The 20232-nt window shown below is 62.9% G+C and carries 27 protein-coding genes; 8 read left to right on the top strand and 19 right to left on the bottom strand.

Annotated features, from left to right (window positions below; genetic code table 11):
• The first annotated feature begins 25 nt into the window (after window positions 1-25).
• Entirely contained in the window at window positions 26-1039 is a 1014-nt protein-coding gene (locus ACP2AV_RS10330) for an NAD-dependent epimerase/dehydratase family protein (RefSeq protein ID WP_426372621.1), read from the top strand.
• On the opposite strand, the gene recO is transcribed toward ACP2AV_RS10330, so the two are convergent.
• Window positions 1028-1741, bottom strand: a complete 714-nt coding sequence (recO, locus tag ACP2AV_RS10325; protein WP_426372620.1) for a DNA repair protein RecO — start codon at window positions 1739-1741, stop codon at window positions 1028-1030. The two genes, ACP2AV_RS10330 and recO, sit on opposite strands and share 12 nt — an antisense overlap.
• A gap of 79 nt (window positions 1742-1820) precedes the next feature.
• On the opposite strand from recO, the gene ACP2AV_RS10320 reads away from it, so the two are divergent.
• Window positions 1821-2453, top strand: coding sequence for a Pr6Pr family membrane protein (locus ACP2AV_RS10320; RefSeq protein ID WP_426372619.1), 633 nt, complete (start codon window positions 1821-1823; stop codon window positions 2451-2453).
• Here the strand turns inward: ACP2AV_RS10320 and ACP2AV_RS10315 are convergent.
• The 11 genes from ACP2AV_RS10315 to folK all read right to left on the bottom strand — a co-directional run bounded on the left by ACP2AV_RS10315 (window position 2450) and on the right by folK (window position 10967).
• Window positions 2450-2782, bottom strand: a complete 333-nt coding sequence (locus ACP2AV_RS10315) for a DUF1491 family protein (RefSeq protein WP_426372636.1) — start codon at window positions 2780-2782, stop codon at window positions 2450-2452. The genes ACP2AV_RS10320 and ACP2AV_RS10315 overlap by 4 nt on opposite strands.
• On the bottom strand, window positions 2779-3696 hold the full coding sequence (era, locus tag ACP2AV_RS10310) for a GTPase Era (protein ID WP_426372618.1): 918 nt from the start codon (window positions 3694-3696) through the stop codon (window positions 2779-2781). The genes ACP2AV_RS10315 and era overlap by 4 nt, the downstream gene beginning before the upstream one ends.
• Window positions 3689-4378 (bottom strand): ribonuclease III, encoded by a 690-nt coding sequence (gene rnc, locus ACP2AV_RS10305; RefSeq protein ID WP_426372617.1) that lies wholly within the window; start codon window positions 4376-4378, stop codon window positions 3689-3691. The genes era and rnc overlap by 8 nt, the downstream gene beginning before the upstream one ends.
• Complete coding sequence (gene lepB / locus ACP2AV_RS10300) at window positions 4375-5148, bottom strand: signal peptidase I (RefSeq protein ID WP_426372616.1); 774 nt, start codon at window positions 5146-5148, stop codon at window positions 4375-4377. Before lepB ends, rnc begins: the two co-directional genes overlap by 4 nt.
• 55 nt (window positions 5149-5203) lie before the next feature.
• Entirely contained in the window at window positions 5204-5653 is a 450-nt protein-coding gene (acpS, locus tag ACP2AV_RS10295; RefSeq protein ID WP_426372615.1) for a holo-ACP synthase, read from the bottom strand.
• Window positions 5650-6168, bottom strand: a complete 519-nt coding sequence (locus ACP2AV_RS10290) for a hypothetical protein (protein WP_426372614.1) — start codon at window positions 6166-6168, stop codon at window positions 5650-5652. The genes acpS and ACP2AV_RS10290 overlap by 4 nt, the downstream gene beginning before the upstream one ends.
• Window positions 6161-6910, bottom strand: coding sequence for a pyridoxine 5'-phosphate synthase (locus tag ACP2AV_RS10285; RefSeq protein ID WP_426372613.1), 750 nt, complete (start codon window positions 6908-6910; stop codon window positions 6161-6163). The genes ACP2AV_RS10290 and ACP2AV_RS10285 overlap by 8 nt, the downstream gene beginning before the upstream one ends.
• A gap of 97 nt (window positions 6911-7007) precedes the next feature.
• Window positions 7008-7628 carry a DUF2062 domain-containing protein gene (locus tag ACP2AV_RS10280; RefSeq protein ID WP_426372612.1) on the bottom strand — a complete coding sequence of 207 codons (621 nt, stop codon included), beginning with the start codon at window positions 7626-7628 and terminating at the stop codon, window positions 7008-7010.
• A gap of 139 nt (window positions 7629-7767) precedes the next feature.
• Window positions 7768-9897 carry a RelA/SpoT family protein gene (locus tag ACP2AV_RS10275; protein ID WP_426372611.1) on the bottom strand — a complete coding sequence of 710 codons (2130 nt, stop codon included), beginning with the start codon at window positions 9895-9897 and terminating at the stop codon, window positions 7768-7770.
• Between the two features lie 31 nt (window positions 9898-9928).
• A complete protein-coding gene (gene rpoZ / locus ACP2AV_RS10270) occupies window positions 9929-10282 on the bottom strand; it encodes a DNA-directed RNA polymerase subunit omega (protein ID WP_426372610.1) in 354 nt (117 codons plus the stop codon).
• A gap of 97 nt (window positions 10283-10379) precedes the next feature.
• Window positions 10380-10967, bottom strand: coding sequence for a 2-amino-4-hydroxy-6-hydroxymethyldihydropteridine diphosphokinase (folK, locus tag ACP2AV_RS10265; RefSeq protein WP_426372609.1), 588 nt, complete (start codon window positions 10965-10967; stop codon window positions 10380-10382).
• A gap of 89 nt (window positions 10968-11056) precedes the next feature.
• On the opposite strand from folK, the gene ACP2AV_RS10260 reads away from it, so the two are divergent.
• The 4 genes from ACP2AV_RS10260 to ACP2AV_RS10245 all read left to right on the top strand — a co-directional run bounded on the left by ACP2AV_RS10260 (window position 11057) and on the right by ACP2AV_RS10245 (window position 13889).
• Window positions 11057-11629 carry an NYN domain-containing protein gene (locus ACP2AV_RS10260; RefSeq protein ID WP_426372608.1) on the top strand — a complete coding sequence of 191 codons (573 nt, stop codon included), beginning with the start codon at window positions 11057-11059 and terminating at the stop codon, window positions 11627-11629.
• Window positions 11630-11718: 89 nt separating this feature from the next.
• Entirely contained in the window at window positions 11719-12669 is a 951-nt protein-coding gene (gene ispH, locus ACP2AV_RS10255; RefSeq protein WP_426372607.1) for a 4-hydroxy-3-methylbut-2-enyl diphosphate reductase, read from the top strand.
• A gap of 153 nt (window positions 12670-12822) precedes the next feature.
• A complete protein-coding gene (rnhA, locus tag ACP2AV_RS10250; protein ID WP_426372606.1) occupies window positions 12823-13272 on the top strand; it encodes a ribonuclease HI in 450 nt (149 codons plus the stop codon).
• Window positions 13269-13889, top strand: a complete 621-nt coding sequence (locus ACP2AV_RS10245) for a trimeric intracellular cation channel family protein (protein ID WP_426372605.1) — start codon at window positions 13269-13271, stop codon at window positions 13887-13889. The genes rnhA and ACP2AV_RS10245 overlap by 4 nt, the downstream gene beginning before the upstream one ends.
• Before the next feature lie 2 nt (window positions 13890-13891).
• On the opposite strand, the gene ACP2AV_RS10240 is transcribed toward ACP2AV_RS10245, so the two are convergent.
• From ACP2AV_RS10240 to def (ACP2AV_RS10225), 4 genes are all read right to left on the bottom strand, one after another.
• A complete protein-coding gene (locus ACP2AV_RS10240; protein WP_426372604.1) occupies window positions 13892-14152 on the bottom strand; it encodes a hypothetical protein in 261 nt (86 codons plus the stop codon).
• Window positions 14153-14331: 179 nt separating this feature from the next.
• A complete protein-coding gene (gene fmt / locus ACP2AV_RS10235; RefSeq protein WP_426372603.1) occupies window positions 14332-15231 on the bottom strand; it encodes a methionyl-tRNA formyltransferase in 900 nt (299 codons plus the stop codon).
• An 11-nt stretch (window positions 15232-15242) separates the two neighbouring features.
• On the bottom strand, window positions 15243-15740 hold the full coding sequence (gene def, locus ACP2AV_RS10230) for a peptide deformylase (protein ID WP_426372602.1): 498 nt from the start codon (window positions 15738-15740) through the stop codon (window positions 15243-15245).
• Complete coding sequence (def, locus tag ACP2AV_RS10225) at window positions 15737-16258, bottom strand: peptide deformylase (RefSeq protein ID WP_426372601.1); 522 nt, start codon at window positions 16256-16258, stop codon at window positions 15737-15739. Before def (ACP2AV_RS10225) ends, def (ACP2AV_RS10230) begins: the two co-directional genes overlap by 4 nt.
• A gap of 93 nt (window positions 16259-16351) precedes the next feature.
• On the opposite strand from def (ACP2AV_RS10225), the gene ACP2AV_RS10220 reads away from it, so the two are divergent.
• Entirely contained in the window at window positions 16352-17533 is a 1182-nt protein-coding gene (locus ACP2AV_RS10220; RefSeq protein ID WP_426372600.1) for a MalY/PatB family protein, read from the top strand.
• A 10-nt stretch (window positions 17534-17543) separates the two neighbouring features.
• Here the strand turns inward: ACP2AV_RS10220 and ACP2AV_RS10215 are convergent, their stop codons facing one another.
• Window positions 17544-17894, bottom strand: a complete 351-nt coding sequence (locus ACP2AV_RS10215; RefSeq protein WP_426372599.1) for a hypothetical protein — start codon at window positions 17892-17894, stop codon at window positions 17544-17546.
• A 196-nt stretch (window positions 17895-18090) separates the two neighbouring features.
• Entirely contained in the window at window positions 18091-18351 is a 261-nt protein-coding gene (locus ACP2AV_RS10210) for a DUF6732 family protein (protein WP_426372598.1), read from the bottom strand.
• A gap of 179 nt (window positions 18352-18530) precedes the next feature.
• Here ACP2AV_RS10210 and ACP2AV_RS10205 point away from each other — a divergent pair, with 179 nt between their 5' ends.
• Entirely contained in the window at window positions 18531-19505 is a 975-nt protein-coding gene (locus ACP2AV_RS10205) for a glutathione S-transferase family protein (protein ID WP_426372597.1), read from the top strand.
• A gap of 3 nt (window positions 19506-19508) precedes the next feature.
• Here the strand turns inward: ACP2AV_RS10205 and ACP2AV_RS10200 are convergent, their stop codons facing one another.
• Window positions 19509-19877 (bottom strand): hypothetical protein, encoded by a 369-nt coding sequence (locus ACP2AV_RS10200; RefSeq protein ID WP_426372596.1) that lies wholly within the window; start codon window positions 19875-19877, stop codon window positions 19509-19511.
• Between the last annotated feature and the right edge of the window lie 355 nt (window positions 19878-20232).

The following is a 20232-nucleotide window of genomic DNA, read 5'->3' as shown; positions in this document are numbered from 1 at the left end:
CACAGCACGATATGAGGGGCGAGATATGCCGCAGACCATACTTCTGACCGGAATCACCGGCTTTATCGCAAAGCGGATCGCGCTGGACCTGCTTGATGCGGGCTATAACGTGCGCGGATCGCTGCGGTCCAAACACCGCGCGCGGGAAGTACGCAGCGCCCTGACGGCCAACGGCGCCGCACCAGAGGCGCTTTCGCGGCTGTCCTTTGTCGAACTGGACCTGATGAAAGACGATGGCTGGCAAGACGCCATGGACGGCGTGGACGCCGTTCTGCACACAGCCTCGCCCTTTCCGATCGGGGAAACCGACGACGCCAAGGTCGTGACCCCGGCCGTCGAAGGCACGTTGCGGGCGCTGCGGGCGGCGCAGGCCAAGGGCGTGACGCGCATCGTGCTGACCTCGTCGATGGAGGCCGTGATGCACGGCGTCACATCCGACCCGATCACCGAAACCGACTGGTCGAACCCCGATGCGCCCAGTTGTTCGGCCTATACCCGCTCCAAGATCTTTGCCGAAAAAGCTGCGTGGGATTTCGTGACCACCCACCCTGAAATGCAGCTGACCACGATCAACCCTGCGATGGTCTGCGGCATCCCGATGGATCGGGATTACGGATCGTCCGTACGGGTGGTCGAACGGCTTGTGACGGGCAAGGATCCGATGTTGCCGCGCGTGCCATTGCCGATTGTGGATGTCGAAGACGTGTCGGCCATGCATGTGCGCGCCCTGTCGACGCCGGTGACCATAGGCCAGCGCTATATTGCGGCCGACAGTTTCATGCAGATGAACCAGGCGGGGGCGATCCTTGCGCGCGCATTTCCGGGCCGTGGCATCGCAACCCGCACCGCGCCGAACCTGATGGTCAAGGCACTGGCCCTGTTCGACAAAGATCTGCGAACGGTCACGAATTGGCTGGGGTGGGACCCGTCGCTCAGCCACGCCAAGGCGGCCAAGGACATGGATATTGCGTTCGTTCCCGCGGCCGAAGCGGTGACCCGCACTGCACGCTTTTTGGTGGATGCGCCATCAGCGGCTTAGCAGATCCAGAAATCTCTGACGCGCGGGCGGCAAGGGCCTGTCGCCCAGATCGTTCATCAGCTTTTCCAGAAAATGCCCGGTCATCGTCAGGCCCTGTGTGACCTCGGACGCGAAATAGGGCGACTGGCCCAGCAGGCAATGTGGCAAGGGCAACAACCGGTCGGCCCATTCGCCCGCTGCCGCGCGCCCCACGGCGCGGCCCGTGCGCGGGCTGACATAGGCCAGATCCTCGCGTGAGCCGGTTACGGCGCAGCGCGACAGGTCCAGCCCGTAGCCCAGTTCTTCGAGCAAGGCCAATTCCCAATGCAAATACGCCATCGGCCAGTCGTCGCCCTGCCCGATCCGGTCGAACAAGGCTTCGCTGTCAGCATAGAGATAAGGGTGCGACTCGCGCTCGGGCAGGGTTTGCACCAGCATGGCGGTCACCGCGTTCAGCGCGCCCAATTGCAACCGGTCGCCCATCAGCGCGGCGCGTGATTTCACCGGCTCGATCGTAAAGGCGCCCAAGTGATCCTCAAGGCGCGCGCGCCACGCCACGCTGACGTGGCTACCGGGTTGCAAAACCGCCTTGATCTTGCGCGACACGCCCCCGCGCACCACGCCCGTGTGGCGCCCGTGTTCGGCCGTGAAAACTTCGACGATCGCCGAAGTTTCGCCGTGCTTTCGCGTGGCCAATACTGTGCCCGTGTCCCGCCACTCCATGTTGGCATTATTCCCAGTGCTGCCGCCGCATGGCAAGCGGGTTGCGCACCGCCCTGCGATTACGCAAGATTGGCGAACCATGAGCCTTGCCGACCGTTCTACCCGCGCCCAACGCATCAGCGCCGCCGCGCTGGCCGTGACGGCCCTTGCCGCCATCCTGTCGCAACTGACGATCACCATAGGCGATCATCCGGGCATGAGCGTGTTGGGCGGGCTGTGGATCAACCTGCGCTATTTCACGATTCTGACGAACGGGATTGTCGCCGCAACATTTGGCTACATCGCTTTCAGCGGACGGCTGGTGAGCGCGGGTTGGCTGACCGGGGTGACGCTGTGGATCGCGATCGTCGGCGTGGTCTATCATCTGCTGCTGGCCGATTTCGCGGGCAAGAGCCGACTTGGCCTGATCACCGATCACGGGCTGCACACGGTGGTGCCTGCGGCCACGGCCATGTGGTGGCTGTTTCTGGCCCCCAAACGCGCGCTGCAATGGCGCCTGGCGCTGTGGTGGCTGCTATGGCCCGCGGGCTACCTGGTCTACGCGCTGATCCGCGCATCGATGGACGGCGTTTACCCCTATTTCTTCGTGAATTTGCCGAAACTGGGATGGGGCGGCTTTGCCTATTGGTGCGCCGTGCTGATGGTGACCTTTACCGTCGCAGGGCTTGGGCTGATTGGCCTGGCGCGCGCCCTGGCACCGCGACGCGCCTAGTCCTTCAGCCCCGGCTCATCGAGCAAGGTGCGCCCATGGCGATCCTCGACCTCAATCACCCACAGGTCCGGATCGACCCGACGTTGCTTGCGCAGCGCCTCGTCCACCTCGGGTTCGGGGCCCTGGGCCAGCGTGTCCCACATGCGCTGATCGCTGAGCAGATCGTAGGTGCGCTGGAACGCCTTGGCCTGCCCGTCCAGCGTGTTCAGTTTGACGATGACGGCCCCGGCGGTGGGATCGCCTTTGGCGGTGACGAACGCGGGGATGGCGGCCAGCCGCAGGCGGGTCAGATAGGCGCCAACCCACATGTCCGTGGTCAGGCGCATCAGGTGTTGCCGTCGTTGAAATCCAGGCCCATTTCGCCGTACCGTTCGCGTTCTTCCAACCAGCCGGGCCGCACTTTGACCTGCAGGAACAGATGCACCTTGCGGCCCAGGAATTCGACCAGATCCTCGCGGGCGGCCTTGCTGACGGCTTTGATCGTCTCGCCCTTGTGGCCAAGGATGATCCCCTTGTGCCCGTCGCGCGCCACGTAGATCACCTGATCAATCTTGACCGAGCCGTCCTTGCGTTCTTCCCAATTTTCGGTCTCGACAGTCAGTTGGTAGGGCAATTCCTGATGCAGCCGCAGGGTCAGCTTTTCGCGGGTCGTTTCCGCCGCGATCATGCGCAGGGGCAGATCGGCGATCTGGTCATCGGGGTAAAGCCAGGGGCCCTCGGGCAGGCTGCGGGCCAGCCAGGCGCGCAGATCGTCCACGCCGCGGCCCTTTTCGGCCGAGATCAGGAAGGTTTCGGCAAAGGGGTATGCCGCGTTCAGGTCCTTGGTCATGGCCAACAGGACCTCGGGCTGGACGCGGTCGATCTTGTTGATCGCAAGCGCCATCGTCTGCTTGGGCGAGGCGCGCTCATGCAGGGCGTCGATGATCGCCTGCGTGCCCCTGGTCAGGCCGCGGTGCGCTTCGATCATCAGCACAACGATATCGGCATCGGCCGCCCCGCCCCATGCCGCCGTGACCATGGCCCGGTCCAAACGCCGCTTGGGCTGAAAGATGCCCGGCGTGTCCACAAAGACGATCTGGCTGTCGCCTTCGATGGCGACGCCGCGAATACGGGCACGGGTGGTCTGGACCTTGTGGGTCACGATCGACACCTTGGCCCCGACCATCCGGTTTAACAGGGTCGATTTTCCGGCATTCGGCTCGCCGATCAGGGCGACAAAACCTGCGCGTGTCGTCTCAGCCATCCTTGGCCTCCAATCGTTCCAGCAGCGTTGTTGCGGCGGCCTGTTCGGCCTGACGCTTTGACGGGGCCTGGGCCCGGGCGGTCTGCCCGCTTTGCAACCGTGCTTCAATGGTAAAGACCGGGGCGTGATCCGGCCCGGATCGTGACACTTCAGCGTAGCGGGGCGGGCTTTGGCGGCGGGCCTGCGCCCATTCCTGCAACGCGGTCTTTGCGTCGCGAGCATCCTGCTCAACCGTGTTGATACGATCCCCCCACAACGTGCTGACCACGGCCTTGGCCTTGGCGAACCCGGCATCGCGATACACTGCGGCGATGACGGCCTCCATCGCGTCGCCCAGCAGGGCCTGTTTGCGCCGCCCCCCCGACATCATTTCAGAGCGGCCCAGTTTCAGCACCGCCCCAAGATCGATCTGCCGCGCGACGTCGGCGCAGGTTTCCTTGCGCACCAAGGCGTTGAAACGCGGGGCCAGCTGCCCCTCGGACGCGCCGCGATCCGCTTCGAACAGCGCTTCGGCCATCACCAGCCCCAGCACACGGTCGCCCAGAAATTCCAGCCGCTGGTTGTCTGGCCGCGTGGGCGACGAGAGCGACGAATGCGTGACGGCGCGGATCAACAGATCGGGGTCGGCGAATTCGTGCCCCAAACGGCCCTCAAAGGCCTTGAGATCGGCGGCAAGCTTCACTCGACCGCCTTGAAGAACCGATCGCCGCGCCAGGTCCAGAAGAACAGCAGCGATTTGCCCGCCGACGAAAACATCACCCGGTCAACCCGGCCAAGCAGGTATTGCTCGGACACGAACCCGACACCCACCGGCTGCGCAACGCGACTGTCGGTGGAATTGTCGCGGTTGTCGCCCATGAAGAAATAGTGCCCTTCGGGAACGGTAAAGACCGGCGTGTTGTCCAGCCCGCCGTTGCCCGCGTTCAGAACCGAATGCGCAACCCCGTTCGGCAGGGTTTCAATCGCGCGTTCCTTGATACAGGTTCCGCCAAATCCAACTGCGCCATTGGCACAGATCGGCGTGGTGCCCTGGCTGCCCTGGCGTTGATACAGCTCTTCGTAGGTGCCTGCGGGCACCTGCGGGACTTCTTCGCCATTGAGATACAAGAGACCCGATTTCATCTGCACCGTGTCGCCCGGCAGGCCAATCAGGCGTTTGACATAGTCGGCCCCGCTAGAGGGGTGACGAAACACGATGACGTCGCCGCGCTCGGGTTCATCGCCAAGGATCCGGCCCGAAATCGGACAGACCGCAAAGGGGCACGAATAGCGCGAATAGCCGTAGGCCATCTTGTTGACGAACAGGAAATCCCCGATCAGCAGCGTGTCTTTCATGGATCCGGTCGGAATCCAGAAAGGCTGAAAGAACAATGTCCTGAACACACCGGCAATCAACAGCGCGTAAACGACCGTCTTTACAGTTTCGACCAGACCATCCTTGATCTCAGACATAGGGTGTCGCCTTTCAAATTCGTTCGGGGCTACATGCGTTTCGCCGCGCCACCTGTCAAGCCGATGGACGGCGCGGGGCGGGGTTTCCCGCAAGAAGTGAAGTGTCGGCCTCCGGGCGCGCCTCGATCACGACGAACGCCTGGGCCCAGGGGTGATCGTCGGTCAGCGTGACGTGGATGACCGCTTCGCAGCCCTCGGGGGTCATGTCGGCCAGGCGTTCTGCTGCCCAGCCGGTCACATGCATGACGGGTTGGCCAGAGCGCAGGTTGGTCACCGACATGTCTTTCCATGCGATGCCCATCCGCAACCCGGTCCCGAGCGCTTTGGAGCAGGCCTCTTTCGCGGCCCACCGTTTGGCATAGGTTCCGGCGGTGTCCTGGCGGCGCTCGGCTTTGGTTTGTTCGATCTCGGTAAAAACGCGGTTGCGAAACCTGTCGCCGAAACGATCAAGCGTCTTTTCGATGCGTTCGATATTGGCCAGGTCGGTGCCGATGCCCAGGATCATGGCGCACCCACCTGCGCGGAAATGGCGCCCGTGCCCTGATTGACGGCAACGTTCAGAACCGCGTCTTGCGGCGCGCCCGTTTCCCCCAATATCCGCACCGGCACCTGCAACGCCAACCCGGTCGACGGATGATAGCCGGCGATCATCCGGTCGATGTGCATCCCTGCAAAGCCGGCGGATCCGTCCAGAGACACGATCTTGCACTGGCGCGCGCCGACCTCGTCAAAGGGCGGTGACACGATCATCAGGTGGAACGCGCCAACAGCCGGTTCAATCGTGTCCAGCGCTGTGATCCGGGTGCGCCCACCGCCGAAGGTGCGGGTGTTTTCTTCCCATGGCTCCATGATGTTGTCCGCCCGCGCGCGCCAGTCGCAATCACTGACCTGTTGCGCGACCGCTGGAGATGCGCCCACCAGCGCCGCCAGAACCGCCGCCCGCACGCGGTGGCCGGTGCAGCGGGGGCCGGCGCCGCGCGGGCCGCGCCGTCTTGCGGCGGCAACCAACCGATTAACCACGGGCATCTTGCATGAGCCGTCTCATCTCGTGGATTGCGGGGACCAGACCGCGGAAAATCGCCTCGCCGATCAGAAAGTGACCGATGTTCAGTTCGACGATCTGCGGCAGGACGGCAATGGGGGTGACCGTGTCATAGGTCAGCCCGTGCCCAGCGTGCACTTCCAGCCCCAGATCATGCGCCAGGGCGGCCATGTCGGTCAGGCGGGCCAACTCTTCGTCGCGCTTGTCGAACGCCCCTTCGGCGTGAAGATCGCAATAGGCGCCGGTGTGCAATTCGACCACGGCGGCGCCGATCCGCGCGGCCGCTTCGATCTGCGCCCGGTCCGCCGCGATGAAAATGGACACCCTGCAGCCCGCATCGCGCAGCGGCGCAATAAAATGCGCCAGACGGTTTTCATCGCGCGCGACATCAAGCCCGCCTTCGGTGGTGCGCTCTTCGCGTTTTTCGGGCACGATGCAGACCGCATGCGGCCGGTGACGCAAGGCGATGGCCTGCATTTCGTCGGTCGCGGCCATTTCAAAATTCAACGGCAGCTCAAGCGTCGACATCAGCCCTGCGATATCCGCGTCCGAAATATGACGCCGGTCTTCACGCAGGTGCGCGGTAATGCCATCGGCGCCAGCCTCTTGCGCCAGTTTCGCCGCGCGGATCGGATCGGGATAAGCCGACCCGCGGGCATTTCGTACCGTGGCGACGTGATCGATGTTCACGCCCAAACGCAGATCTCCGACAGGTTGCATTCCGCCCCCCAGTTTCTGTCAGTTTCTGTTCGGCCAGACCCTAGCCGATCCGGCTGGCAGGTCCACCCGGGATTTCATGTGTCACCGGAGCGGGGCGCTATGCCGTCGCGCCGCTGTTGTTGTGCTTGGTGGTGCCCGCTTCGCGCTTGGCATCGCCCGGATCATCGGCCCGCGCCGCTTCGCCCGCCTGGCGCCGCATTTCAAGGATCGCCAGCAGCTTGGCCCGGCGGCGTTTCTGATAGGCGCGCAGAACCGGAACCGACAGGAAATAGGCGCCCCACCCCGCAAGGACCCCGGGGATCAGCCCGCCGATCAGATAGGGGTAATACACCTCGTGCCAGAACTGGATCAGGCTGTTCCAATTGGCGTCTACGTCAGTGAAAATGGCGCGGAAATTGCGCCAGAAGTCATCCGCCGCCGCCATGAACTTGCCCATCAGGCTGCGTTCGTCGTCGGGCGAAAACTGCGTGCCAAGCAGAAGATGCCCGGTCTTGAGAGACGTGACCGCGATCGGCACATAGGTCAGCGGGTTGCCCACGAAGGTCGCGGCCAGCGCCGCCCAGATATTGCCCCGCATCACTTTCGCCAGCAGCGCGGCGACGACGAAATGCAGCCCGAAAAAAGGGGTGAACACAGTAAAGACGCCCGCGAAAATGCCGCGTGCGATTTTTTCGGGCGTATCGGGAAGGCGGCGGATGCGATGGCGGACGTAATGCATAGCACGCGTCCAACCGCCGCGCGGCCAGACCAACTGACCCGCAGCCTGCACCCATGAAAGTTTATTGCGGCGTTTGAACACCGGTTCTTCCCCTTGCTCGACCCCGCCTACCTTAGACGATTCGCGACGGTTTGTCGGGTCAGTGTGCCCCTTGCGCACTGCGCGTGACATCGCGATGCCGACTGATATCGGCGATGTCGCTTTCTGCCTCTAATGCCAACATCACGGCATGAAGATGCTCGACATCGCGTATATCCACATCGATCAGCAGTCGATAGAAATCCTGTTTGCGGTCAACGAAATGCAGGTCCGAGATATTGGCCTTTTGCTCGCCAATCAACGTGCAAATGCGCCCAAGCACGCCCGCATCATTCGAAATGGTGACGTTCAGCGTCACGTTGTTGACCGCCCCATGCGGGCCTGAATGCCACTGCAGGTCCAACCACTGATCGGTCGTGTCTTCGTGATCTTCCAGCGTCGGGCAATCGATCGCGTGGATCACCACGCCGTGGCCTGGGATTCCGATGCCGACGATCCTTTCGCCCGGAACCGGCTGGCAACACTGCGCCCGCTCAAAACGCTGGCCTTGCCGCAGCCCCAGCACCGCGCGTTTCTGATCGACATTTTCGCCCGTGGTATCCAGTTCGGGGTAAAGCGCGCGGACCACATCGCGGGCGGGCAGTTCGGCCGCCCCCAAGCGTTCGAGCAGGTCGTCGACGGTATTGCACGACATCTGGCGCGCCGCGGTTTTCAGCGCCTTGTCGGTCGCCTTCTTGCCCACGTGCTCAAATGCGACACGCGCCAGTTCGCGCCCCAGTTTGATAAAACGCTCGCGGTGTTCTTCGCGCAGGCTTTTGCGGATCGCGGCCTTGGCGCGGCCGGTCACGACGATGTCGATCCATGTGGCTTGCGGGCGCTGCCCCTCGGCCGTCATGATTTCGACCGACTGGCCATTTTTCAGCCGTGTCCACATGGGCACGCGGATTCCATCCACCTTGGCGCCGACACAGCTGTCGCCGATTCGGGTGTGGATCGCATAGGCAAAATCCAGCGGCGTGGCCCCTTTGGGCAACTTGACCACATCGCCCTTGGGCGAAAAACAAAAGACCTGATCGGAATACATCTCAAGCTTGACGTGCTCGAGGAATTCGTCGTGATCGTGCGCGCTTTCGAACCGTTCGGTCAGCGTGGCGATCCACTTGGACGGATCGACGGCAAAGGGGTTTTCGGCCCGCACGCCGTCACGATACGACCAGTGCGCGGCGACGCCCGCTTCGGCGACCTCGTGCATCTGACGGGTGCGGATCTGCACCTCGACGCGCTTGCCGTCGCGGCCCGACACGGTGGTGTGGATCGATCGGTACCCGTTCGATTTCGGCTGGCTGATATAGTCCTTGAACCGGCCGGGCACAGCCCGCCACCGGCGGTGGATCGCGCCCAGAACGCGGTAACAGTCGCCTTCGGTCTGCGTGATGATGCGGAACCCGTAGATGTCGGACAGGCGGGAAAAACTCTGCGATTTTTCCTGCATCTTGCGCCAGATCGAATAGGGCTTTTTGGCGCGGCCGAACACATCGGCTTCGACCCCTTCGGTTTCAAGCTCGTGGCGGATGTCGTTGGTGATCTGATAGACGACATCGCCGGTTTCGCGCTGCAAGGTGATGAAACGGCGGATGATGGAATTGCGCCCTTCGGGATTGAGCACCTTGAACGACAGGTCCTCTAGTTCCTCGCGCATCCACTGCATGCCCATGCGCCCTGCCAGGGGCGCGTAGATATCCATCGTCTCGCGCGCCTTTTGCACCTGCTTTTCCGGGCGCATGGACTTGATGGTGCGCATGTTGTGCAACCGGTCAGCCAGTTTGACCAGGATCACCCGCAGGTCCTTGGACATGGCCATGAACAGCTTGCGAAAGTTCTCCGCCTGCTTGGTTTCCGACGACGAAAGCTGCAGGTTGGTCAGCTTGGTGACGCCATCGACCAGTTCGGCGATGTCGGGGCCGAACCGCTCGGAAATCTGCCCATAGGTCGATCCGGTGTCTTCGATGGTGTCATGCAAAAGCGCGGTAATGATGGTCGCATCGTCCAGACGCATTTCCGTCAGGATCGCGGCCACCGCGACCGGATGGCTGAAGTACGGCTCGCCCGAATGGCGGAACTGGCCCTCGTGCATGGCCATGCCATAGTCATAGGCATCGCGCAGCTTGGCTTCATTTGTCTTGGGGTTGTAGTTGCGAACCAGCGCGATCAGGTCGTCGACGTCGATCATCCGGTCCGCACCCTTCGTGGCGGCAGGGCGCTTATTGCTGACCCTGTGCTTCCATCAATGCCCGAAGCAGCTTTTCTTCGGACATGTCGTCTTCGGCGGGCTTGTCGGCCTCGGCCCCCATCAACAGCGCCATGGCGTCGTCTTCGGGTTCGTCCACCTCGATCTGAGTCTGGTTGCTTTCGATCATCCGCTCGCGCAGCTCGTCGGCGCTCTGGGTTTCCTCGGCAATCTCGCGCAGCGAAACGACGGGGTTCTTGTCGTTGTCGCGGTCGACGGTCACGGGGGCGCCGGTTGCGATTTCGCGCGCACGATGTGCGGCCAGCATAACCAGTTCAAACCGGTTCGGTACCTTATCGACGCAATCTTCTACCGTGACGCGGGCCATGGGAACTCCAATTCCTGAGCGAGAGTGGGTTTCGAGCCGCCTATTTACGGGCTTGACATAGGCTTTGCAAGCCGAACCGTGTCCCCGTCGCGCGATATCACACAGGTTTGACACCCTCTTTGTCCGCCTGGGGCAGCCGGTCGCACATTTCCCGCGCCGTCAGCCCCGAAATCGGGTGCCGCCAGTCCGGCGCCACGTCGCAAAGGGGAATCAGTACAAAGGCCCGGTCCTGCAGGCGCGGATGGGGCAAGATCAGCCCGTCGGGCGCCCGTTCCATCTGTTGCGCCAGCGGCAGGTCGATCCATGCCCGGACCGTGGCCGCGTCGGGCAGCACCTGCCCGCCCAGAGCGATCAGGTCCATGTCCAGCGTGCGCGCCGACCAGCGCGCGGTGCGCTGGCGCCCGAATTCAGCTTCGATCCGGTGCAACAGGGCCAATAGCGCCGGGGCATCCAACCCCGTTTCAACCGCGACCACCGCATTGATAAAGTCCGGGCCGCTGCCCTTGGGATAGCAGTCGGTGCGATACAGATTCGAACGCGCCCGCACCCGCACGCCGCTGGCCTCAAGCCGGTCGATCGCCGCCGTGATCGTGGCGTTTGGCGGCCCGAACCCCGAGTCAATGTTGCCGCCCAAGGCAACAATTCCCCGATATTCGGCATTGTGGTCGCTAACGGGTTGCTCCATCTGATTATTGATATACTTTCATGAGTGTTTCGACAGTACAGATTTTACCACTCACCCAACGACTATCGACGCGACTAGGAAGGAAAAATATGTTCTACCGAGACGAACGGCTTGCGCTGTTCATCGATGGCTCGAATCTGTATGCAGCCGCGAAAGCCCTTGGATTTGACATCGACTACAAGCTTTTGCGCCAGGAATTTCTCCGGCGTGGCAAGCTTGTCAGGGCTTTTTATTACACAGCGCTTCTGGAAAACGACGATTATTCACCCATTCGCCCGCTCGTCGATTGGTTGAATTACAATGGCTACACCATGGTGACCAAGCCCGCCAAGGAATACACCGACGCCCAGGGACGGCGAAAGGTCAAGGGCAACATGGACATCGAACTGGCGGTCGACGCGCTGGAACTTGCGCCACATCTTGAGCACGTGGTCCTGTTTTCGGGCGACGGTGATTTCCGCCCGCTGGTCGAAGCGATTCAGCGCAAAGGCGTACGCGTGTCTGTGGTGTCGACGATCCGGTCGCATCCGCCGATGATTTCGGACGACCTGCGCCGGCAAGCGGACAATTTCATCGAACTGGAAGAACTGCGCGATGTGATCGGTCGCCCCCCGCGCGAGCCGCGCGAAACCGAACGCGAAAAAGAAGCCGCCGACGAGTGATCGGCAGACCCCTGCCGCGCTTGCATGCGCCATTCCCTCTGGACGTTCGCCCCGCACCAACTTAGGTCTGGGGACGAAGGAACACGGTGATGACCAAGCCCAAGCTCAAACTCTATCTCGCGGCGCCGCGCGGCTTTTGCGCAGGCGTGGACCGGGCCATCAAGATCGTCGAAATGGCCATCGAAAAATGGGGCGCGCCGGTCTATGTGCGCCACGAAATCGTGCACAACAAATTCGTGGTCGATGGGTTGCGTGACAAGGGCGCGGTCTTTGTCGAATCGCTGGAAGATTGCCCATCGGACCGGCCCGTCATCTTTTCGGCCCACGGGGTTCCCAAAGCCGTGCCCGCCGCCGCCCAGGCGCGCCAGATGGTCTTTGTCGATGCCACCTGCCCGCTTGTCAGCAAGGTCCATATCGAAGCCGAGCGTCACTACCAGAGCGGGCTGCAGATGGTCATGATCGGCCATGCCGGGCACCCTGAAACGGTCGGAACGATGGGCCAGTTGCCCGACGGCGAAGTCCTGCTGGTCGAAACCGCAGACGATGTGGCAACGCTGCAGGTGCGCGACCCCGAACGCCTGGCCTATATCACGCAAACGACTCTGTCGGTGGATGACACCGCTGGCATCGTGGCCGCGCTCAAGGCCCGCTTTCCAACCATCGTCTGCCCCCACAAGGAAGACATCTGCTACGCCACGACCAACCGTCAGGCGGCGGTCAAGGCCATCGCGCCGCAGATCGATGCGCTGCTGGTGATCGGCGCGCCAAATTCCAGCAATTCCAAGCGGTTGGTCGAAGTGGGGCGCGCCGCGGGCTGTGACTATGCGCAATTGGTGCAACGCGCCACCGACATCGACTGGCGCGCGCTGGACGGCGTGGGGACAGTCGGCATCACCGCCGGGGCCAGCGCCCCCGAGGTCCTGGTCAACGAAGTCATCGACGCCTTCCACGATCGGTATGACTTTGAAACTGAAATCGTCGAAACGGCGCAGGAAAACGTTGAATTCAAAGTGCCGCGCGTGCTGCGCGCACCCGCGTGATGCGCCCGCAGCCCGCTGGCGTATCCACTGTGCGCGGGGGCGCCCACCATCATCTGTGCGCGGGGTGCCCACCATCATCGCGCAGCCCACCCCGCACGCCCGCGCAGGTGCGGTCTGATTTTCCCATTCAAACAAGGGCAGTAGGCAGCAGATATGGCTGAGTATTTCGCATATACCGACGGCGCCTGTTCGGGCAATCCAGGTCCGGGGGGCTGGGGGGTGCTGTTGCAGGCCAAGGACGGCCACACCGTGCTCAAAGAGCGTGAATTGTCAGGCGGCGAAGCGCAGACCACCAACAACCGGATGGAATTGCTGGCCGCGATCAGCGCGCTGGAAACGCTGGGCCGCGAAACCGCGATCACCATCATCACCGACAGCGCCTATGTCAAAAACGGCGTGACCGGCTGGATCCACGGCTGGAAGCGCAACGGCTGGAAAACGTCGAACAAGAAGCCGGTCAAGAATGTCGATCTGTGGCAACGGCTGGAACAAGCTGCGGCGCGCCATGATGTGACCTGGGAATGGGTCAAGGGCCATGCCGGCCACCCCGAAAACGAACGGGCCGACGAACTGGCCCGCGCTGGCATGGCCCCGTTCAAATGACCTTTCTGACCGGGCTTGATTACGCGTCGGTTGCCGTGTTCGCCGCATCGGGGGCGCTGGCAGCATCGCGCCAACAGCTTGATCTTGTGGGGTTCTTCTTTCTGGCCAGCCTGACGGCCGTTGGCGGCGGCACGATCCGTGATCTGCTGCTGGACCGCGAAGTGTTCTGGCTGGCCAACCCGTCGATCATCGGGGTTGCGGTCTGTGTGGCGCTGTTGGTCTTTTTCACCGCGCACCTGCTGGAAAGCCGCTTGCGCGCGCTGACGTGGCTGGATGCGCTGGCCCTGTCGGTCGCGGTCGCGGCGGGCAGCGGGGCAGCTTTGTCGGCCGGGCAACCGGCAGTGGTTGTGGTGCTGATGGGGGTGGTCACCGGCGTGATGGGCGGGCTGATGCGCGACGTGGTCTGCAACGAGGTGCCGCTCGTGCTCAAACAGGGCGAACTTTATGCCTCGGCCGCCTTTGCAGGGGCCTGCGCGACGGTGCCGGCGGTCTATGCGGGCCTGTCGTCCGTCATGACATTGCTGGCCTGCACCGCGCTGACCTTTGCGTTGCGGGCCGGATCCATCGCGTTTGGCTGGCGGCTGCCGGTGTACAAAAGCCGCCCGCCCCGCGCCTGACTTCAGCGTTTGGTGTGGTCTGTGGCTGGCTCAGCGCCCGGCTCAACTTCGCGGAACAGCCAGATCAGCAACATCGACGCGCCCAGCATCAGAACGAATGCGATGCCCGACCCGATGATGCCCACACGCAACACAACCGACGCCATAACCGCGCCCAGCAGCCCGATGCCAATCGCGCCAAATGGGCCGGTATTCGCATTCATATACCGCGCAGCCAAAAGGCCGGCGACCGACGCCAGTACGAAAAGTAGAAGATAAACCATCACTTGGTCCCCGTGATCGCCCCCACGTGAAGTATGCGCAGGTGGGGGATTGCAATCAAGGGGCCCGAGTTGCGGTGAAATCAACGCGGCTTTTGCGCCACAGCTCTTGCCCGCTCAGCCCAGACAATTCGCCCAGACGGTCAGGCCAGCCAGTCAGCCCAGACGACCAGGCCAGTCGGTCAGCCCAAATGATCGGGCAGTGTCATCCCCTTGAGGATATCCGCCGCCTCCATCGGCCGCTTGCCTTCGCGCTGCGCCGACAGAACCTCGATCGCACCGGTGCCGCAGGCCACCGTAAAGCCGTGCAACACCTGGCCCGGCGCGCCGTGCCCCGGCGCAGGGCGCGCGCGCAACAGCTTCAGCCGCGCCCCGTCCGCGTCGGTCCAGGCGCCGGGAAACGGGCTGAGGCCGTTGATATGGCGCACCAGGTCGGGCGCGGGGCGCGTCCAGTCGATGCGCGCTTCGCCCTTGTCGATCTTGGTCGCATAGGTCACGCCCTGTGCGGGCTGCGCCTGTGCTTCCAGCGTATCCAGCCGCGCCAGAGCCTGTGTGATCAGCCGCGCGCCCATGTCGCTCAGACGGTCGTGCAATTCGCCCGTGGTTTCCGTCTGCCCAATCGCGGTTTCTTCGCGCAACAGCACCGGGCCGGTGTCCAGACCGGCCTCCATCTGCATGATGCAAACGCCGGTCTGCGCATCGCCCGCCATCACCGCGCGGTGGATCGGCGCCGCCCCGCGCCAGCGCGGCAAGAGCGAGGCGTGTATGTTCAGGCAACCGTGTTTCGGCGCATCCAGAATGGGTTGCGGCAAGATCAGCCCATAGGCCACGACAACCGCCACATCCGCGTTCAGCGCCGCAAAAGCATCGCGGTCCGCTTGTGCTTTCAGCGTCGCCGGATGGCGCACCATCAGGCCCAGCGCTTCGGCGCGGGCGTGCACGGGGGTGGGGCGGTCTTTCTTGCCGCGCCCTGCGGGCCGGGGCGGCTGGCAATAGACGGCTGCAATATCATGCCCCGCGTCGATCAGCGCATCCAGCACCGGCACGGAAAACTCGGGCGTTCCCATGAAAATCACGCGCATCGCCTGCCCCTTTACCGGTCCAGTTTGCGCGCCCGTTTCAACAGCCGGTCGCGCTTGAGTTTGCTCAGATGATCAAAGTACATCCTGCCGTTCAGATGGTCGATCTGGTGCTGCACCGATGTCGCCCACAGACCCACGAAGTCGCGCTCTTGCAGCGCGCCGTCGCTGTTCACAAATTGCACCGTCACCGCGCGCGGGCGCGCGATCACTGCCGATACGCCCGGCAGATTGGGCGAAGCTTCGTTATGGCTGCGCATCTGGGCGCTGGCATGCAGGATTTCAGGGTTGGCCATGCGCACCGCCTGCCCGCGCGTTTCGGACGCATCGACCACCGCCAGGCGCAGTCCGACGCCGATCTGCGGCGCGCCAAGACCCACGCCCGGCATAGATTCCATCGTGTCGATCATGTCGTCCCAGATCGCGCGAATTTCGTCCGTGATAACGTCCACCGGGGCGGCCGGCGTGCGCAGGCACTTGTGCGGATAGGGCAGACAGGGGCGGGCGGTCACATTCGGGCCTTCTCGCGTTTCAGCTTTTGCATCTTGCGCGTGATCATCTGGCGCTTGATCGCCGACAGATAGTCGATGAACAGCTTGCCATTCAGGTGGTCGATCTCGTGCTGGACGCAGGTGGCCCACAGGCCGTCAAACTCGCGCTCATGCGGTTTGCCGTCCACGTCCATCCATTTCACCCGCACCGAACTGGGGCGCGTGACTTCGGCATATTGATCGGGGATCGACAGGCAGCCTTCTTCGTAGACGTTGGTATCTTCGGACGCCCAGGTCACTTCGGGGTTGAACAGGGCCATCGGTTCGGGGGTTGCGTCTTCGGCCTTGACGCAATCCATCACGATCAGGCGCTGATTGACGCCGATCTGCGGCGCGGCCAGACCGATGCCGGGTGCATCATACATGGTTTCCAGCATGTCATCGGCCAGCGCGCGCAGATCGGTTGTGACCTGCGGGACAGGATCGGCCAGTTTCTTCAGGCGCGGGTCCGGGTGGATCAGGATCGGTAGAATGCTCATGGCGGGTCATGTAAGCGACGCCGCGCCCGGTTGCAACGCTTTGGCCTTGAACCCTGGCGCTGCGTGGGTAGCCTGCGCAAAAAGGATAGCGCCATGACCCCCCCCAATTTCGACGAGCTTATCGACCGCGTTGGCACCCATTCGGCCAAGTGGGACAAAATGGAAGCCATCTATGGCGTATCGCCCAAGGACGGGATCGCGATGTGGGTGGCCGACATGGACTTTCGCCCGCCCGCCTGCGTGCAAAAAGCGGTCGAAGACATGGCGGCCCACGGGCTCTATGGCTATTACGGCGACGATGGCGATTACCTGTCGTCGATCTGCTGGTGGATGCAGGAGCGCCACGGCTGGCAGGTCGATCCGGACGCGATCTTTACCACGCACGGGCTGGTCAATGGCACCGCGCTCTGTGTCGATACCTTTACCGATCCGGGCGATGCGGTGATCCTGTTCACCCCCGTGTATCACGCCTTTCACCGGGTGATCCGGGCCGCCGGGCGCGAGGTGCGCGAATTGCCGCTGGCGCTGACCGGCGGGCGCTATGAAATGGATTTCGACGCCTATGACGATCTGTTGAGCGGCACCGAAAAGATGATCGTTCTGTGTTCGCCGCACAATCCGGGCGGGCGGGTCTGGTCGCGCCCTGAATTAGAGGCCGTGGCGGCCTTTGCCCGCAAGCATGACCTGATCCTTGTATCGGATGAAATCCACCAGGACATCGTGATGCCCGGCGCGCCGCGCCACATTCCGATGGCCTTGATCGACGGGGTGTCGGACCGGCTGGTGATGATGAATGCGTCAACCAAGACGTTCAACATTGCCGGCACGCATTCGGGCAATGTGATTGTGCCCGACCCCAACCTGCGGGCCCGGTTCGCCGCGCGCATGGCGGGTCTGGGCATTTCGCCCAATTCCTTCGGAATCGAAATGGCGCGGGCCGCCTATTCGCCCGAAGGCGCGGCCTGGGTCGATGCGCTCAACGACTACCTTGACGCGAACCGCAGGATTTTCGACGATGCGATCAACGCCATTCCGGGTCTGACATCGATGCCGCTTGAGGCGACCTATCTGGCCTGGGTGGATTTTCGCGATGCGGGGTTCAATTCGGCCGAGGCGGCAGCGCGGGTTGAAAAAGACGCCCGGATCGCCGTGAACCACGGCCCTTCGTTCGGGCTGGGCGGGGACGGGTTCTTGCGCTTTAACCTGGCCACGCCGCGCGCACGGGTCGAAGAGGCGGTGCGCCGGATGCAGGCTGCCTTCAGCGATCTTCAGTAATCGTTAGCGATCAGGTATTGCCAAGCAGGGCAATCGGCTGGTTTTCATCGACCGAATAGTCGCGCGGCGCAAAGGTCTGGGCCTGCGTGGCGCGTTTGAATTCGAAAATGCGCTCGCCGCTGTCTTCATCGCTGGTCACGATCAGCGCCTGATACAGGTGGCTGGGCCCGTCATACAGATCGACCAGTCCGCGCAGCTTGGGGGCATCTTCGGCATCCATCGCAAAGCCGGTGCCCCAAAGGCGCAGGACGCGATACACCTTGTCCCCCGCATGCACGCACAGGCGCGAACTTTTCAGCAATTGCGCCTTGCGGGCCATCTCAAGGCCGTCGCGGACCTCTTTCGGCAAAAAATCGTTCATCCCCAGCTCCCTGCTCTCGGAATACAGAAGATGTCATGGTTGCCGCTAGCGTCAAGTTAACGTTTTGCAACGAACTACCTCTTGGGGTTCCGGCGAAAACATCCGCAAGATGCTGTGTTAAAATCGCCACATGGCCGGATGCGGGGCGACCGCAAGGCATTCCGCCGATTCGGGGCCGCGCCCGGCGCCCTGCCGATCAGGCCTCTTGCGGTTCGCCGTTCTGGGGCGTGGCCTCATCAGACACGGTATTTTCGGACGCGGTGTTCTCAGGCGAAGTATCGTCTTGCGCCTGCGCGGCCCGTTTTCCCTTTAGCGCGCCCCAAAGTCCGATCGCGGCCGCGGCGGCCAATGCGGCCCCGGCGACCCAGTGATCATGTCCTGCGGCGTCGGCCAGATGGCCGCCATGCGCCATGGCCGCGCCGGGCAGCAGGATCAAAATTACGCTCATGGTTTTCATTGATGTTCCCATCCTTTGGCCCGCCCTGTGCTTTGCGCCAAAGCTACATGCTGCCGCGCAGCATGGCAAATCGCCACTGCCCGCCTGTGGATTTGCGCACAACACCGGCGCGCGGTTTCAGTTTGGCGCGCCGCGCGCAGCGCCCTACCTTTTCACAAGACATCAGAAGGAGAAGACACGTGGGGTTCCTTGAGAACGGCAAATGGCACGACACATGGTACGACACCAAAAGCACCGGCGGGCGCTTTGAACGCACGACCACCGCCTACCGCAACTGGGTGACGCCGGACGGCAGCGCGGGGCCGTCGGGCGTTGGCGGGTTCGCCGCCCAAAGCGGTCGCTACCATCTCTATGTGTCCTACGCCTGCCCGTGGGCCCACCGCACGCTGATCTTCCGCGCCATCAAGGACCTCGGCGCGCATATTTCGGTGTCGGTCGTCCACCCAGACATGCTGGCCGAGGGCTGGGAATTTCGCACCGACTTTGACGGCGCGACCGGCGACGATCTGTTCGGCGCGCCCTATCTGCGCGACATCTACCTGCGCGCCGATCCCAAGGCTTCGGGCCGCGTGACCGTGCCGGTGCTGTGGGACAAACACACCGATACCATCGTGTCCAACGAAAGCGCCGAGATCATCCGCATGTTCAATTCGGCCTTTGACGGCATCACCGGCAACACCGATGACTACTTTCCAGAGGCGCTGCGCGACGACATCGAACAGGTGAACGCCCGCATCTACGACACCGTCAACAACGGCGTCTACAAGGCCGGCTTTGCCACCACCCAGGGCGCTTACGACGAAGCGGTCGGGCCACTGTTCGTCACGTTGGACTGGCTGGACGACCGGCTGTCAGGCAACCGCTATCTGATGGGCGATCGGCTGAGCGAAGCCGACTGGCGCCTGGTCACCACGCTGTTTCGCTTTGACGCGGTGTATCACACCCATTTCAAATGCAATCGCAACCGGCTGGTCGATTATCCGCATCTGTGGCCCTATACGCGCGAGCTGTACCAATGGCCCGGTGTCAGCGAAACCGTGCGCAGCGATCATTTCGTGCGCCATTACTATTACAGCCACGACACGATCAATCCGAACCGGATCATCCCCATTTCGCCGCGCATCGACTGGCGCGCGCCCCATGGCCGGGGCTGACGCCTAGGCGGCTTTGGTCGGGCTGTGATGTTCGACGACGGCGCACAGGTCATCGGGCGCCGTATCGCTGGGCAGAAATGCCGCGGCGTTGGCGGTGTGACGAAAGATCGAGCCGTCCGAAAAGAAGGTGGTGTTGGTGACAAAGATCACCTTGGCCTCGGGGCGCCTGTAGGCGGCGAAATCCGCAACGGCAAAGGCGTACCCGTCCGCCAGAACAAGGTTCAGAACAATGACATTGATCGGCAGGGTCCTGAGCGCGCCAAACGCGGTTTCCTGGTCACAGGCCAGAATGACGCGGCAGCCATTTCTTTCAAGGTGGCGCTTCCAGAGATTTCCCAGGTCCCTATCGGTTTCAACAATCAATACGAACACTAGGGCCCCTTCCGCTAGTCGGTAATAAATACTAAAGCCCCCATGAACTCCCAATAAATTACCAATTGGTTAACGCCATGGTGACGTAAGCGTAAACAAATCTTCCAAAGCGCTTTCAGAGATTTCAGCGGCGGATTTCCGCTCCATATTCTGGCGGCAATCGGCGGGTCTCGCCCGGCGGGCGCGGCGCGCATGAAACGTGCGAGTCGGCCATTGACGGCGCCCAGCCACTACCCCGTTCCGCCGCCTGCCCGCCGCCATCATGCCGCCATCATTCCCCCCCTATGGTGCCGACCCAGATCCGCAGCGCGCGAAACCTGCTGGCATGCCACCGGCAAACCGCTATCCTCGCCGT

The sequence above is a fragment of the Aliiroseovarius sp. PTFE2010 genome (assembly GCF_049943335.1).
GTDB lineage: Bacteria > Pseudomonadota > Alphaproteobacteria > Rhodobacterales > Rhodobacteraceae > JBNFVY01.
The sequence above is the reverse complement of the archived record's forward strand: the minus strand, read 5'-3'. Positions and strand labels throughout refer to the sequence as shown.